The organism is Endozoicomonas ascidiicola (genome assembly GCF_001646945.1).
GTDB lineage: Bacteria > Pseudomonadota > Gammaproteobacteria > Pseudomonadales > Endozoicomonadaceae > Endozoicomonas > Endozoicomonas ascidiicola.
In genome coordinates this window covers 300,355-315,888 of sequence record NZ_LUTV01000007.1, presented here as the reverse complement: position 1 = coordinate 315,888, position 15,534 = coordinate 300,355, and the positions used below count along the sequence as shown (strand labels likewise).

Sequence of the window (15,534 nt, the reverse complement as noted above, 5' to 3'; positions counted from 1 at the left end):
TTTCAAAGTCTGGTCATGACATCCCAGAAAGGAGAAAGCGTTATAAATTCATTATTTTGTTGTAAAGGCACTCTTTATTGCATCTCAATCGCATCTCTATCACATCGAAACTTTTCACAATGCATTTACAGCAAAATGCACGGCATAAGCCGTGCGTATCAAAACACCAAAATCACTGCTAACCGTATCAGTGGACACCCGCCTCAGCAGCCTGTGCCGCACTAGGCACTTCCGATGAATCGGTTAAATCCTCTGAAGAAATAACTTGTCTGGGCAAACGCTCGATCACCTTATTCAAGTTACTCATGGAATGCAGATGTCGATAAATCAGCTCCAGCCCATCGTTGGCCATCAGGGCAGATAACTCTTCCGCTGCAATACCTTTTAGCTTTTCACGGTTCACCACTTTAAAGCCGGTCAACGTGCGCTCTTCCTGACCGGGCAGAGTAAATTTTGCACCCATATCTTCCAAAACACCCAGTTCATTCAGTTTCCTACAGAATTGCTGCGTGCGCTGATGTTGAGCCTGATAGTCTTTCAGAAAACTCAGCACTTTATCCAAATACTGTGTTTGCTCACCTTCCGCATCAAACAAACGCTCGCCACGACCTTCCTGATTGCAACCTGCATAGGCTTCGTCCAGACAGAGCGTCAGTGTTTTGCCTTCATCGGACGTAGCAAAAACAAACGGATACCGTCGGATAAATGCAGGCACATAGCCGACTTTCCACTGCCCCTGCTCATCCACATAAGCGTTCTCACCTTCACGAACCCCCATCACAACAACCGGTACAATGTCGTCACCGTTACCGGCAAAAACAATGGCATAATCTTCAGCTGCCTTTGGAAACTCCACGGCCATCAAAGGCACTGAATTCACTTTGCGGGCAAAATCATAGTTATTCTCAGCTTTGATAGACCAGCCTGCGTGGCGCTTTTTATTGACCGCCTCTACCTGTCCATAAATCAAAAGTTGAACAGTCATAGGTTTTCCCTCTCGTTAGAATTATGTTTTTCAGCCTTCAAAACTCGTTAGCAAATCGATATTCGTTGACATTCCCCGACCATTCAACAGCCGGTTGATACCAACAATATCCGCCTCTGAAAGATTCCCTGCCGCCCTCTTCAAGCGAAGATGATTCATCAAATAGTCATAACGGGCTGCAGAAAAGTCGCTGCGGGCAATAAATAATTCCCGTTCGCTATCCAGCACACTGCCACTGGAAATCACACCAGATTCAAAGGCAGTACGTTTGCCTTCTGCCGCTTTCTCATAAGTTTCTACGGACTTTTGAAGTGCATTCACTTTACTGATGGAGCTAACAATACCGGTATAAGCCGCTTGAGTTTCCCGGGTCACCTGCCGACGTGCGAGTTCAAGTTCATCCTGAGCTTTGTAATGCCGATTGATGGATTCACGAACTTTGGAGGAAACCGCACCACCGGAATAGATGGGCATAGACATTTGAAAGAGCACATCGCGGGAGTCTACTTCACTACCGCCACCAAACAGTGAACCACCGGTTTCTCGCGAACTCTGTGTTAACACCAGATCAAACGTCGGATAATGACCACCTTTTTGACGGCGCACTTCCTGCCAAGCCACATCCACAGCCCCTTGCCTGGACAATACTGCTGGATTATTCGCCTGAGCAGCATCAACCCAATTGGAGATGGATGCCGGATCAGGACGCTTAAGCGCAATATCAACACCCAAAGCGTCTAATGTATCTGGCAACTGTCCGATAATTTCTCTCAACCCTTGCAGGGCATCATTGAGATTATTGGCTGTTTCAATCTGCCGGGCCTTTGCCTGCATAAAACGAGCCTCTGCATCCAGTAAATCAGTACTGTTCGCCAGACCATTGGCAAACTTACGATCAACCAGTTGATAGTGCTTTTCCAGGGCTTTTACTTCCGCCTCAATTGCCTGAGAGCTGTCGCTTTCTCTCATGACCGTAAAGTATGCCGCTGAGACTCTCATCACCAGATCTTGTCGAACACTTTCAAGATCAGCAGCCACTTTACGAACCTCGGCTTTAGCTTGCTTGAAATAGGCCCAGTTGCTGTAACTGTAGAGGGACTGAGTCAGAGAAAGGCTCATTTCATCGGTGGGGAAGCTAGTATTGCCTTTGGCGAACACGGTGTTATCGGAACTGACAATATCCTGCTTGGATTTTGTTTTGCTGTAATCAAACTGAAGACTGGGCAAGAGAACCGCACGAGCCTGCGTGTAAATCTCTTTGGAGGCTGCATTTTCAAACATCCCAGCTCGGTAAACCGGGTCTTTCTCCAGAGCCTGCTGATATATCTCAAGTAAATCTGCTGCCTGAGCATACATGGGCACTGTCGTAAAACAGGCAAAGGCAAGAGTCAGCCTTATTATCACAGCAGCTTTGCTGCCACGTGAAATGGTCACAAACTCCTCCTTGAGCAATGACACCGACATTGATAATTCATGTAGGTATATACGTACTTGCTTTTTATTGATATTTTATTTGCAACTTGATTAGAGAATAAATGACAACCAGTTTCAAGCAAAAATATGCAGTAGTTAACAAAAAAGAGCACGCTCACTTTCGCTTCTGACCATTATAAAAAAGAATAAAGCAGTCATAATCTATGCAAATGGACGAACAAGCAGTGATGGATACAGAGTCGCCCATATCAGCAGATACACAACGACTCAACAGAAAGCCATCCGATGACTACTATCATCAATGGCTTTCTGGACAAAGCCATCTCATCGATGGACTGCACTGTGCGTTTATTCAGGTGCCCATTAATAACATCGATATGACTGCCGCGGTCTGGCAACCCGAATCTAATTTCTTTAGCACACTGAACGCCCTCACTCAGAAACCCAATATCTGGCACCAACCTCAAATCAGCACACTGGCCAGTGATGGCAAAAAATCTGAAGTATTTGCTTTGCTCTATCCAATAACTGACGACAACGATGAACCAGTTGCACTGGTTGCCATGGCGATTCAAGCCGACTCTCAGCAAGCACTGCAAAAAGCCATGGCCAGCCTGCAATGGAGTTCAGCCGGACTGGAAGTCATTAATTACCAGCACCGTCTGGAAAACCTGACCAAAGCACAAGAAGAAATGACCGCCCGGGTAGGTATTCTGGCAAACGTGTTAGCTGAACCGGATTATTCCACCGCATGCATGGGGCTGGTGACTGAACTGGCGACACTGTTTCACTGTGACCGGGTTAGTCTTGGGGAATACCATCAACAACGTTCAACATTGAAGTTTCTTTCACACAGTACCCAGTTTGGTAAACGGATGAATCTGGTGCGCTCTATCGAGCAGGTGATGGATGAATGCATTGATCAAAGACAACCCATTCGTTTTCCTGATGGGAATAACAGTCCGCTCATTATGATTGCTCATAAAAAACTATCGGAGCTTCAGAGTGATGCCTGTGTTCTCTCACTGCCCATATACTCAGAGGGTATTGTAACAGGTGCCATTGTTATGGAAGGCGCTGTGCATGAGACCATTACCGAAGAACATATGCAGCTGTGCCAAAGTATCGTCAGCCTGGTAACGCCCTCCTTAAACGACAAGCGTCTTAATGATCGACCTTTATGGCGCAAAATAGTCGACAGTGGCATAACTCAGATCCAACGTTTAACCGGCCCTAAGTATCCCGGTAGAAAACTGCTGGCTTTAGCGTTGTTAATTTTCACCCTTTTCTTCACCTTCGCAACAGGTACTTATCGTCTATCCACACAGGCGCGCATTGAAAGCGCCGCTCAACAAGCTATTGTAGCGCCCTACGATGGTTATATAGAAAGCACCCACGCCCGAGCCGGTGACAACGTTGATGCTGGTGATGTTCTGATCAGCCTGGATGATCGTGACCTCCGCCTCGAACGACTAAAATGGCTCTCCGAACAAGCCAAACTGAACCGGCAATATCAGGAAGCCCTGGCTTTCAGGGATCGGGCAAAAATCAATATCATTACCGCCCAACAGCAGCAGGCTGAAGCACAGCTGGCACTGGTGGACAGTCAATTAGAACGGGCAAACCTGACAGCGCCTTTTAACGGTCTGGTGATCAGTGGCGACCTTGATCAGCGACTGGGCAGCTCGGTCACAAAAGGTGAGATTTTATTATCCGTTTCAGAGCTGGATCGTTATCGCATCAAAATGCTGGTGCCGGAAAACCGCATCAGTGATGCCAACGTCGAACAAAACGGCACACTTCATCTATCAGCTCTTCCAGAAACACCCTTTGATTTTACACTGAGCAAAATCACCCCGTTAACCGAAGCCGTCGATGGTGCCACTTACTTCATTGTTGAAGGCGAAATACACTCTGAGACAGGACTAATCCAGCCCGGCATGGAAGGCATTGGCAAGATCACCATCGATGAGCGTAACCTACTGGGAATCTGGCTCAGGGAAACCCGGGAATGGTTGCAACTCAAGTTATGGTCCTGGTGGGGTTAGAAGCGTATGTCAGGATCACTGTTCAGTAGCTCATGGTATAAAGTAGCAGACCTGCGGGTTCGCCTGCGCAAGCATGCCCATATTCATCGCCATGTATATCGAGAAAAAGTCTGGTATGTGCTTCAGGATCATGTGACAGGCCAGTTCCACCGTTTCAAACCTGCCGCTTACCAAATGATTGCCCTGATGGATGGCACACGAACCCTGCAGCAAATCTGGGAAATTGCCTGCGATGAGCTCGGCGACAACCTGCCCTCGCAGGATGAAGTAATTCAGTTGGTCGGACAATTAAACAAAGCCAATGTCGTACAGACAGACAAACTCCCGGATATCGAACTGCTTCAGAAACAAAGGACTCAGGCCATACGCAGCAAATGGCTGCAACAGATTAAATCCCCTCTCAGCATTCGTATTCCACTGGTAGACCCTGAAGCTTTTCTAGCAAAAACAGCGCCTATCGCATTGGGCATCTTCAGTCGTTTAGGCATCATGCTCTGGTTATTAACGGTGTTGCTGGCTGGCGTATTGGCCGTCACTCACTGGGAAGCATTGACTGAAAACCTCAGTGACCGCCTTCTGGCCACTGAAAATTTGCTGCTAATGGCGCTGGTGTATCCCGTGGTAAAACTGGTACATGAATTGGGGCATGCTTACGCCGTTAAACGCTGGGGAGGAGAAGTTCATGAGATGGGCGTTATGCTGCTGGTCATGTTCCCTGTCCCCTATGTCGATGCTTCTGCTGCCTCCTCTTTCCATAATAAGCATCAACGAATGATCGTGGGAGCGGTGGGCATTCTCGGTGAACTGCTGATGTCTGCCATTGCGATGATTGTATGGGTGAATGTTGAACCGGGTGTCGTCAGAGCACTGGCATTTAATGTGATGTTAATTGGTGGTTTTTCCACGTTGCTTTTTAATGGCAACCCACTGTTGCGTTTCGATGCTTATTATGTGCTGGCGGATTATCTGGAAATCCCGAATCTTGCCAGCCGTGGCAATGCTCAATTGGGCTATCTGGTCAAACAGTACCTGTTGGGTGTTCAAGGCCTTAAGTCTGTTGCCCAGAGTCGTGCAGAATCGATCTGGCTGGTGTCATATTCCGTATTATCTTACATTTACCGCCTATTCGTTATGGTGGCCATATCGTTACTGGTTGCCTCCAAATACTTCTTTATCGGTATTTTACTGGCCTGCTGGTCAATCTGGAGCAGCCTGTTGGCCCCTGTTGTTAAGCTGATATCCAAACCTATATCCGATCCTGGGCTATGGCATAAAAGAAAAAGTATTTATCTGTATTCCACTGTCGTACTTGGATTTATTGTCTGCCTGTTAATGATCATTCCTCTGCCCTATAAAACCTACAGTCAGGGTGTCGTTTATATTCCGAAGGAGTCCATTATCCGGGCTCCGGTGAACGGATTTATTCAACATCAGTTAGTTTCATCGGGTGCAATGGTTGCTGCTGGTCAACCCATCATCACCATGAGCGCAGCCGATCTGACGGCCAGAGAGAAGGTGTTATCCGCCCAGTACACAGAAGCACAAATGAGATATCAGGCCGCTATTAATGATAGAAGTCAGGCTGACATTCTTTCTCAGGAAGTAAACCTTATTAATAATGAATTACAGGAAACCAGAACTCGCATCAAAGCACTCTCTATTACTGGCAACACCGAGGGAGAACTGGTCGTTATTGATCGCTCTGGCATTGAAGGGAAATATTTTCAGCGGGGTGACGTATTGGGCTACATCGTCAATTACCACAAGCTACCACTGACCACGGTTATTTCCGAGAGTGACATTGATCAGGTCAGAAACCATACCCGGGGAGTTTCCCTCAAGTTCGCATCAAGTCCTGAGCAGGAATATACATCCGGAATTGTCCGTCACCATCCCGCATCTTCCCATCGTCTACCGAGCCATACGCTAACCACCGATGGTGGCGGCCTGATTGCCCTGGCACCGGATCGAGAATACGAGCTTCAAAGTTATCAGGGCTACTTCCGGGTAGATCTTGAAGCAGAAGGAATACCTCGTCAGCGTTTTGATGAGCGCCTTCATATTCTTTTTGAGCATGCGCCTGAACCCATCTTCTGGCGCTGGTATCGTGATGTGCGCCGACTATTTCTGAGGCAGTTTGATGTTTAAGCTGCCACGACGCCTTCCCGCTTCTACACTGGATCGTCCTCAAAAAGCGATATCAGAACAACGCCCAGCGGCCAGAGTATGGCATTGGCTAACGTCAATGGTTGTACGACCATTCAAAGCACAGGTTTGGATGTATTACCCGTTACTCTGGAAGATTAAAGGATATCAGTCGTCGTTTTCTGCGCTTTCTGATCAGGCCCTGGACAATGAAATCCTCAGTCTGAAAAACACCCTTCACCATAAGGGGCTTAACCACACATTGGTTTGCCGGGCTTTTGCCCTGGTAAGGGAAATTTCTGGCCGGGAACTGGGCATGCACCATTTTGAATCCCAGCTACTGGGAGGGCTGGCAATTATCTATGGCAATATTGGCCAGATGCAGACGGGTGAAGGCAAAACCCTGACCGCCACATTGCCCATTGCTACCGCAGCACTTGCAGGCATTCCTTCCCACCTGGTCACCGTCAATGACTACTTAACCCGTCGCGATGCGGAACTAATGGCGCCTGTCTATCAACGACTGGGGCTAAGTGTTGGAATGATTACCCAGGATCTTCCAATCGATGAACGACAGAGTCAGTACTCAAAAGATATTGTGTACTGCACCAACAATGAACTGGCTTTTGATTACCTGAAAGACAGCATTATTCTAAAAGGAAAAAACCACTCACTTAACCTCCATGCCCAGCGACTGTTAACCACCTCCGATAGTAACCAGCAATCTGAGATCGATAGACTCATGCTTCGCGGACTACACTTCGCTGTTGTCGATGAGGCCGACAGCGTTCTACTCGATGAAGCCTGCACACCACTGATTATATCCGGCGAAGAAAAACCAATCGCAGCACAGCAGGAAGTGTACGCTCAAGCGATGGCACTCATTCCTCAGCTTATTGAAGACGAAGACTATAAGGTCTGGAAACAACGCCGACAGATTGAAATCACACCCTCCGGTGAAAACAAAGCACGCCTGATAACCCGTGATGCCGGTGTTCTCTGGAAAGGTCGAGTCAGAAGACTTGAGCTATTCAGGCAGGCGTTAACTGCATGGCATCTTTTCGGAAAAGACAAACATTACCTGATTGATGACAGCGGTGATAAAGCCAAGGTGATCATCATTGATGAACACACCGGACGAATGATGCCGGACCGAACCTGGGAACAGGGTCTTCATCAGTTGATCGAAATAAAAGAAAACTGCCCTTTATCAGCCCCGAGAGAAACCTTGGCCAGCATCAGTTTTCAAAACTTCTTCCGACACTTTCACCACCTGTCCGGCATGACCGGAACCACCAGTAACGTCCGAAGTGAACTGTGGCGGGTATACAACCTGCCTGTGGTTGATATTCCAACCCATAAATCCAGTCGCAGGCAGTCCCTGACCTATCAGATTTTTCAAAAAGAAGAGCAGAAATGGCAATCGGTGGTTTCCCGGGTCAGAACACTGAGTGAACAAGGGCGTCCGGTATTGATAGGCACGTTGTCTCTGGCATGCTCTGAGCGGCTAAGTGAGTATATGGATAGAGCGCATATTAAACATCAGGTGCTTAACGCCAGACAAGATCAGCACGAAGCCAATATCATTGCCAATGCTGGCGATAAGGGTCGTGTCACTATCGCTACCAGCATGGCTGGACGGGGAACCGATATAAAAATAAATGAAACCACCAATCAGCTGGGCGGTCTGCACGTCATTATTACCGGCCTCCATGAATCGTCACGTATTGACCGGCAACTGATTGGTCGCTGTGCCAGACAGGGTGACAAAGGCAGCTATGAGTTTCAGTTATGCCTTGAAGATCCTCTATTCACAACTCATTGGACAAAAACACTGAAGCGCCTTTTTTCTTGGCCTGTTCCCCCGTCAATAAAAAGCTGGATAGCATTAATGGTTATGCGGCACTGTCAGAATGAATGCGAATATAAGAATGAACGCGCACGTAAACACTTGCTTCGCAGTGATGACGTTCAGAGGGAACTCCTTTCCTTTACCGATATTAAGGTATAGCCACTATGACCATCCGTAAGCGTCACTTTATCAATACTCTTTTTCCTGTTGTATTTCTGTCGTCTGTTCAAACTGTGATGGCTACAAACAGCACAGGGCATTTTGAACAGCTTAGCTGTCTTCTTGAACCCAGTAAAAGCTCAGAATTAAGCAGTGAAGTCCCAGGAATTATCCGAGAACTGAAAGTACAGCGTGGTGATACCGTAAAAAAGGGGCAGGTGCTGATGACCCTAAAATCCGCCGTAGAACAGGCCGCACTTAACACCGCCAGAGCCCGCCTCGATTTTGCTGAACGCAAACTACAACGAAATAAAGCGTTATATAAAGACAAACTGATCTCAGATCATGAGCAGGATGAATTATTGACCGAAAAACGACTCGCCAAACTTCAAGCTGAGGAGGCTCTGATTCGTCTTCACCAGAGAGAAATTAAAAGCCCATTTTCCGGTGTCATTACCGACGTAGACAAAGAACCCGGTGAGTATATAGACGACACTCATTTTCTGCAGATTGTCAATTTGGAAACACTGCACGCACAGGTCATTTTTCCGGCAAACCTTTATGGCGAGATCAACAAGGATATGAACGTCATGCTGTTCACCCAAGGTTCTGAGCAGGTCTACCCAGGCCTCATTAAGGCCATTGACCCAATCATTGATGCCGCCAGTGATACGTTTGAGATAACCGTGGAAATTGATAATGAGAAGCAAAACCTCATTGCAGGATCACGCTGTCGTATCGAGTTTACGAATAATCCATAGAAGGTAAAGTTGAAATAAGTAATAGGATACCAAGGTGACAGAAGAAGATTTATTTCAAACACCTGAGGCGCGAACATTCTACCAGCAATGTAAAAGCGTTCAGTCGACTTTCCAGCAGGAAAGATCCATTAAACTCAAACCGGGTCAAATCACTGATAGAAGAGTATTGATGGGGATTGAAAAAAATCAGAAAACACCTCAGGAATGGCATTCATTCTTAACAGCCCTTAAAACGCCGTCGGGCATTATACGTCAGGTGTTTAAGAATATAGACAACGCCAACACCCTGTTATTCGGGATAGAAGAGCTGGATCACCGCCCAACTTTAAAGATATATCTGGAATATTGGGATATGCTCGCCTCCCTTATCCAACAGGGAAAGCATGATCGACAACCCTTTGCCCTGAATCGTGGCTACAAGTGGCAGGTTGGTTCTACAGATGACTGGCAAGAAGATATTTACTGGTGTTACCCGTTACTAACATTGCCAGAGATGCATAAGCGACTGGCAAATATTGCAGGTTTTAACAGCCCCATTCTTAAATACTTACTGGAACCTCTCGTCTCTCACAGTCGCTATATACAGGGAAAACCACTTATCTATTTGGAGATTGCGAGTGAACACAACCCACGGCGATCTTTTGATATTAATTGTTATAGCGGGGAATTCACCGTATCAGACGTGCTGCCTTACCTGCTAGAACTTGCAAAACATTGGAATGTACAGCAAGACTTACACCAACGGCTGTCAGTATTCAGCCAACACTGCCTCGGTCATATTTCTGGCGGCATTGGACGCGATGAGCAACCGTTTCTGACCATATATATTGAAGAACGACCTTTATAAAACACAAGTTCTGAAGAAGCCATGTATTTTGAAGTGCTCATGGTAGAATGGCGTGATGAGATTGGTACGTAATGGTGATGTTTTTTCCCGAAGAATGCCAAAGCGATTACTGATAACTAATGCGCCACAGGCTTTAGCAATATCCCGATAAACTGTATTTATATGCTCCCCTTCTTTCTATGAAAAAAAGTCACATCACAACTCAAGCTCAGGTAAGACAAAACGGTCTGCACAAGCGTAACCTGCATCAGGGGCGGTATGATTTCCCACGTTTAATTGATGCACTACCGGAGCTGGCACAGTATGTAGTAACAAACCCAGTTGGCGAACCTACTGTCCATTTTGATGATCCTATTGCAGTAAAATCTTTAAACAAAGCATTACTCGCCGCCTATTATGGAATCAGGCACTGGGACATTCCCAAAGGTTATTTATGCCCACCCATTCCTGGGCGCGCAGACTATATCCACCGCCTCGCCGACTTACTGACTAAAGAAGCAAAGGACCTGAACCACAAATTAATAAAAGCTTTAGATGTCGGTGTCGGAGCCAACTGTATTTACCCCATTATCGGTGCAACTCAATATGGCTGGCACTGTGTTGGTAGCGATGTTGACCCAGTGTCCGTTGAGAATGCCAACCTGATAGCCCAATCAAACCCTGTTCTGCGAGGGAAAGTTCACTGTCGTTTACAATCGAACAGTCGTCATATTTTCAAAGGCATCATTCAGCCTAATGAATATTATGATGTGACCTCCTGCAACCCACCCTTTCACAGTTCACTTGAGGAAGCACAAAAAGGCACTAGCCGTAAGCTAGCAAATTTAAGTGCCAATAAAGCCAAGCGTGGTTCTAGCTCTAGTACTAGTAAAACGGATAAAACAGGCAATAGTACCCCGCTGAATTTTGGCGGTCAGAAAGCAGAGTTATGGTGCCCAGGGGGAGAAGCAGAATTTGTGAAAACGATGGCCTATGAAAGCCAGACTTTTTCTGATCAAGTGTTGTGGTTTACCACGTTGATTTCAAAAAAGGATAATGTGCGCTGGCTTCGAAAGCAGCTTGATAAAGTCGGCGCAAAAGTAATCACTGTCGTTGAAATGACCCAGGGACAAAAAACAAGCCGTTTTGTTGCGTGGAGTTTTAAAAACGATGAACAACGTACGGCCTGGTTGGCTCAGAAATCCAATCAATCCTGAGTCTGGAGGGTTTCACTAACCCTCATGGACGCACTGAACAACCTGTGCCAGCTCCATTATTTTGCAGTCATACAAGATCAAAGAGCTGACACCACCAGAGTCTATTGTTTCAAAATCACTTCAGTGTCTTCTGCCACTCAGAGCTTTCAAACCACTTGCCATAGATTTTGTCGTAGGTACCATCCCCCTGAATCTGAGTCAGGAAGTTGTTCAGCCAGTTAACAAAATCTGGATCACCTTTACGCACACCCCAGGCCAGAGGCTCATAGGTAAATGGTGTATCAAGATGGATCAACTGATCAGGGTGCTGGCTGGCATAGACTGCATTAAACGGCAGATCGTAGATAAATGCGTCGACCTTATTGTTCGCTACTTCAATGGCACCGTCCGCTTCCGTTTCATACATTCTCTGCTTGGCTTTGCTCAACATACGCTTAGTTGCAATATCTCCGGTGGTACCCAAACGAGAAACTACCGTGTATTTTGGATCGTTCAAATCCTTGTACGACTTAACTTTGTCTTTTAGGCCTTTGCGCAAAAGCACACTCTGACCAACGACAATGTACGGATTGGCAAAGTTAATCTGCAGATTACGTTCAGACGTCAGCGTCATGCCTGACATAATGATATCGAACTTATCAGTTACCAACGCTGGAATAATGCCGTCCCATGCTGTGTTGACAATCTCCAACTCAACACCCATGGCTTTCGCCATCTGACGGGCAATATCCACATCAAAGCCGACTATTTTCCCTTGTTTGTTGGTCATTTCAAAGGGCATGTAACCGGCATCCAGCCCCACTCGAAGCACACCGCGATCAATAACTTGATTCAGCGTAGACTGTTCCCAAATATCGTTATACGACGCAAACAGTGAAGAACTGAAGGCAAGTACAAATGCCAGCATAGCGGTTATTTTTTTCATCTTCTCTCCTTTTGGCGGCCAGTATTTAGAAGCTGTCGCCTGATTTATTATTGTTATACCCAGCCCCCTGCCCTTTTTGATATAAGTCATTAAGATGGAAGGGAGTGAGACTGTTACTGCCTTGTCGCTTTGCCAGTTAGAATCGCAGCGACATACAACTAACGCCACCGTCCACTTTTTGAAACTCAGACGTATTCACTTCAATGACTTCATAGCCAAGTGCAGCAATTTTCTCCCGGGTAACAGGGTACCCTGATGGCATAATCACTTTGCCGTTTACCCAAATACAATTGGCAGCATAGGACTCTTCAGCAGGCACCACTATCAAGTTGTACTTTTGAAACTCTGGCTTCGTCACAAACTCGCCGGCGACCAATAGATTGTCATTTTCAAGATAGGCCAGCCCTGTCTTCAAATGCAGAACCTCTTCGAGGCTCACAATCGTACCGGTCATGCCATGGGCTTCAAGAATATTTATTAGCTGCAGCGCACCGTCTTCATTGGTTCTGGCCGATTGTCCGATGTAATAATGGCTTCCTACCTGCATCACATCGCCAGCATCTAATGTACCCGGTGCCTTAATCCATTCAACTTGTTGATAAAAACGTTGGATAGCAGGCGCGATCAGCTCTGCTTCATTTCGGCGACTCTCCGCACCAGGACGTGTGATAATCGCGCAGTGGGGTGTACATAAAACAGCATCCTCGACAAACACAGAATCCGGGTAATCATTCTCGGGCGGTAACATGGTGATCTCAACACCACAAGACTGCAATGCCCGGATATAGTGGTTATGCTGCTCCATGGCTTTGTGGTAATCAGGTTGTCCCAAGCCCGCTTCGCTGAGTCCATCCACCAAAGCAGGACAGGGAGTACGAGTGATAACGTGCTTAAACATGGTTTCTGCCTTATTGATATTATGATGCTGCACTTTCATTTTTACATCGTCGTATATTCAAGATACATGCCAAAATACAGAGTGCTTTTCCAGTTGATCTATGAACTCTCCCCCCCTTTTTTACCTATATAAAGCTTAACTCTGGATCTACCGAGCACTTTGAGTAATCATCTACATAAAGAACCGACGATATTTCGACAGGCGACGATTTATCAACACCCTTAAACTGTATGTAGTGATCAAGTGTTCTAACAATAATGTCGAAAAGTGGTATAGGTGTTTTATGGAAGAACTGAACTGGTTGGTATCCTGCGTCAAAAAGGTCTTTGATACTCTCGAGCAACCAGTCACGATGGTCGATCGTGATGGACACTTCATCTACTACAACCAAGCCAGTGCCCGAATGGATGGCACAGACCCGGAAAGCATCCTGGGGAAACACGTGCTGGAAGTGTGCCCCTGGTTAAGCGCAGAAGAGAGTTCATTGCTTCGTTGCATTGCAGAAGCGGCACAATTCACGGATCAATATCAGGCATACATTGGCTCAGCAGGGCTACGAATGCACTATATGCACAGCTCTATGCCGTTGTTTGGAAAAAATAGCAATATCATCGGCGCCATTGAAATTGGCCGCTCGTTAAAAGAAAAACCTTTCAGTGATGTCGCCAACGATTTGCCAGACATTATCACTGAAGATCCAGAAATGAATCGGCAAATCCGGGCAGTTGACATTTATGGCGCCAGCGAATTGCCGCTGTTGATTTATGGTGAAACCGGCACTGGCAAAGAGTTATTTGCCAGAAGAGCTCATGCCATCAGCTCCCGCAATCGACACCCTATGATTTGCCTTAATTGCGCAGCCATTCCCGAGACATTACTGGAAAGTACGCTATTTGGTACTAAACGAGGTGCTTATACCGGAGCAGAAAACCACAAGGGATTATTGGCATTAGCCGACAATGGAACACTGTTTCTTGATGAACTGAACTCCATGTCTGTCGAGCTACAAAGTAAGCTGCTACGAGTGCTTCAGGATGGCAGCTATCGCCCACTGGGTAGCCATCGTGATCAGAAAACGAATTTTCGATTAATTGCAGCTATCAATGAACTGCCTTCTGATGCCATTGAAAAAGGTAAGCTACGGGAAGATCTTTATTACCGAATTGCTGTCGGCCTTATTGCAATACCGCCTTTACGACAGCGTGCCTGCGATATAGCCGCCATTGCCAGACGATTCACCGTAAAGTACGGCCCTGAACTGAACCCTTCAATTACCTGCCTTGGCGATTCTGCAGTACAGCATTTAGAGGCGCATGACTGGCCGGGTAATGTACGTGAGCTGGAAAATGTTATACGACGAAGCCTGCTACTTTCCGAAGGCAATACGACCCTGATTAATATAGAAATGATAACGAACTCCCCGACCAAACAAACCGCCACTAAAGAAATGACACGTTTGAATAAACAAAGCTCCTTAAAAGAGCATCTGTCTGAATACGAAACAAGTTTGATACAAAACACGCTTCAGCAACAGGAATTCAATCTTTCCGCCGTAGCTCGTGTTCTTGACATACCACGAACCACATTAATTTCGCGCATGAAAAAACTGGGAATCCGATGAGTTGGGCATCATTTCTAATAGTCACTGAGCTTTGATAATTCGACATTGATCGTCAGCCATCGTCCTTACCGCTGCAATAGCTACACATTGACACTCGAAATATTCAACTAAGGAATAGTCCCTGAATAACTTCCCGATTTCAGCAGGTACAGGGCATGGCGACATAGTTCCATTTTGGCAAGAATTTATCGAACTGAATGGCCATGTTCTTTTTGAAGTCAGTGGCATATTTACGCCCGGTTTCGAACACTTTGTCGATAATTCTTACAACCACTTTCAGCCCTTTGGTCGTTTCTGTTTTTTCTATGTAGTGCTTTGCCATCTCAACGGATTCCAGAGGAACACCTTTGCAGGCACGGGTGATATGCGGGAATACGCGATGCTCAATAGGGTTGTATTTCGAACAATACGACGGGTAATGAGCGATACGAATTCTCAAGTTCAGCCTGTTTGAAAGTGCCTGCAAATCCTCTTTGAAAAGATACGACGAAGCACTGTTACTGCCACCTCCATCACACAACATCAGCAGGTCGCCAACATTGTTATAGTCCACTTGACCTTGTTCTCGCCACCACAATTCGATGCTTTCGCAAGCAAACTCACTAGTATCGCAACTGGTATTCAGGTGTACTGATGCTTCGTTTTTCCGCACATCATAGATGC

The 15,534-nt window shown here is 46.4% G+C and carries 12 protein-coding genes; 7 read left to right on the top strand and 5 right to left on the bottom strand.

The features are described 5' to 3' along the window. Positions 1–187: 187 nt before the first annotated feature. Entirely contained in the window at positions 188–985 is a 798-nt protein-coding gene (locus AKL11_RS20455; RefSeq protein ID WP_067521341.1) for a SapC family protein, read from the bottom strand. Positions 986–1,015: 30 nt separating this feature from the next. Further along, positions 1,016–2,419, bottom strand: a complete 1,404-nt coding sequence (locus tag AKL11_RS20450) for a TolC family outer membrane protein (protein WP_245673468.1) — start codon at positions 2,417–2,419, stop codon at positions 1,016–1,018. Between the two features lie 203 nt (positions 2,420–2,622). Between AKL11_RS20450 and AKL11_RS20445 the strand changes: the two genes are divergently transcribed. The 6 genes from AKL11_RS20445 (at position 2,623) to rlmF (ending at position 11,427) form a co-directional block, all read left to right on the top strand. Further along, positions 2,623–4,467: a GAF domain-containing protein gene (locus AKL11_RS20445; RefSeq protein WP_245673466.1), complete on the top strand. Its 1,845-nt coding sequence runs from the start codon at positions 2,623–2,625 to the stop codon at positions 4,465–4,467. Positions 4,468–4,473: 6 nt separating this feature from the next. Then, positions 4,474–6,615, top strand: a complete 2,142-nt coding sequence (locus tag AKL11_RS20440; RefSeq protein ID WP_067521338.1) for an efflux RND transporter periplasmic adaptor subunit — start codon at positions 4,474–4,476, stop codon at positions 6,613–6,615. Next, positions 6,608–8,623, top strand: a complete 2,016-nt coding sequence (locus AKL11_RS20435) for a preprotein translocase subunit SecA (RefSeq protein ID WP_067521335.1) — start codon at positions 6,608–6,610, stop codon at positions 8,621–8,623. Before AKL11_RS20440 ends, AKL11_RS20435 begins: the two co-directional genes overlap by 8 nt. A gap of 5 nt (positions 8,624–8,628) precedes the next feature. Further along, a complete protein-coding gene (locus AKL11_RS20430; RefSeq protein WP_172807343.1) occupies positions 8,629–9,384 on the top strand; it encodes an efflux RND transporter periplasmic adaptor subunit in 756 nt (251 codons plus the stop codon). 34 nt (positions 9,385–9,418) lie between these two features. Beyond that, positions 9,419–10,231: a hypothetical protein gene (locus tag AKL11_RS20425; protein WP_067521330.1), complete on the top strand. Its 813-nt coding sequence runs from the start codon at positions 9,419–9,421 to the stop codon at positions 10,229–10,231. A 179-nt stretch (positions 10,232–10,410) separates the two neighbouring features. After that, positions 10,411–11,427 (top strand): 23S rRNA (adenine(1618)-N(6))-methyltransferase RlmF, encoded by a 1,017-nt coding sequence (gene rlmF / locus AKL11_RS20420; protein WP_095210570.1) that lies wholly within the window; start codon positions 10,411–10,413, stop codon positions 11,425–11,427. A gap of 115 nt (positions 11,428–11,542) precedes the next feature. On the opposite strand, the gene AKL11_RS20415 is transcribed toward rlmF, so the two are convergent. Together AKL11_RS20415 and ddaH are read right to left on the bottom strand one after the other, a co-directional pair. Next, positions 11,543–12,352 (bottom strand): transporter substrate-binding domain-containing protein, encoded by an 810-nt coding sequence (locus AKL11_RS20415; protein ID WP_067521327.1) that lies wholly within the window; start codon positions 12,350–12,352, stop codon positions 11,543–11,545. Positions 12,353–12,488: 136 nt separating this feature from the next. Continuing rightward, positions 12,489–13,250, bottom strand: a complete 762-nt coding sequence (ddaH, locus tag AKL11_RS20410; protein ID WP_067521434.1) for a dimethylargininase — start codon at positions 13,248–13,250, stop codon at positions 12,489–12,491. Between the two features lie 283 nt (positions 13,251–13,533). On the opposite strand from ddaH, the gene AKL11_RS20405 reads away from it, so the two are divergent. Next, entirely contained in the window at positions 13,534–14,871 is a 1,338-nt protein-coding gene (locus AKL11_RS20405) for a sigma-54 interaction domain-containing protein (RefSeq protein ID WP_067521323.1), read from the top strand. A gap of 139 nt (positions 14,872–15,010) precedes the next feature. Here the strand turns inward: AKL11_RS20405 and AKL11_RS20400 are convergent. Beyond that, positions 15,011–15,534 (bottom strand): ISAzo13 family transposase (locus AKL11_RS20400; protein WP_157673692.1); only part of this gene is annotated, 524 nt, incomplete at its 5' end.

Excerpts from the sequence above, each read along its gene's own strand:
- AKL11_RS20440 (WP_067521338.1), top strand. The coding sequence starts at position 4,474 with ATGTCAGGATCACTGTTCAGTAGCTCATGGTATAAAGTAGCAGACCTG.
- AKL11_RS20435 (WP_067521335.1), top strand. The coding sequence starts at position 6,608 with ATGTTTAAGCTGCCACGACGCCTTCCCGCTTCTACACTGGATCGTCCT.
- AKL11_RS20430 (WP_172807343.1), top strand. The coding sequence starts at position 8,629 with ATGACCATCCGTAAGCGTCACTTTATCAATACTCTTTTTCCTGTTGTA.
- ddaH (WP_067521434.1), bottom strand. The coding sequence starts at position 13,250 with ATGTTTAAGCACGTTATCACTCGTACTCCCTGTCCTGCTTTGGTGGAT.
- rlmF (WP_095210570.1), top strand. The coding sequence starts at position 10,411 with ATGAAAAAAAGTCACATCACAACTCAAGCTCAGGTAAGACAAAACGGT.
- AKL11_RS20415 (WP_067521327.1), bottom strand. The coding sequence starts at position 12,352 with ATGAAAAAAATAACCGCTATGCTGGCATTTGTACTTGCCTTCAGTTCT.
- AKL11_RS20445 (WP_245673466.1), top strand. The coding sequence starts at position 2,623 with ATGCAAATGGACGAACAAGCAGTGATGGATACAGAGTCGCCCATATCA.
- AKL11_RS20455 (WP_067521341.1), bottom strand. The coding sequence starts at position 985 with ATGACTGTTCAACTTTTGATTTATGGACAGGTAGAGGCGGTCAATAAA.
- AKL11_RS20405 (WP_067521323.1), top strand. The coding sequence starts at position 13,534 with ATGGAAGAACTGAACTGGTTGGTATCCTGCGTCAAAAAGGTCTTTGAT.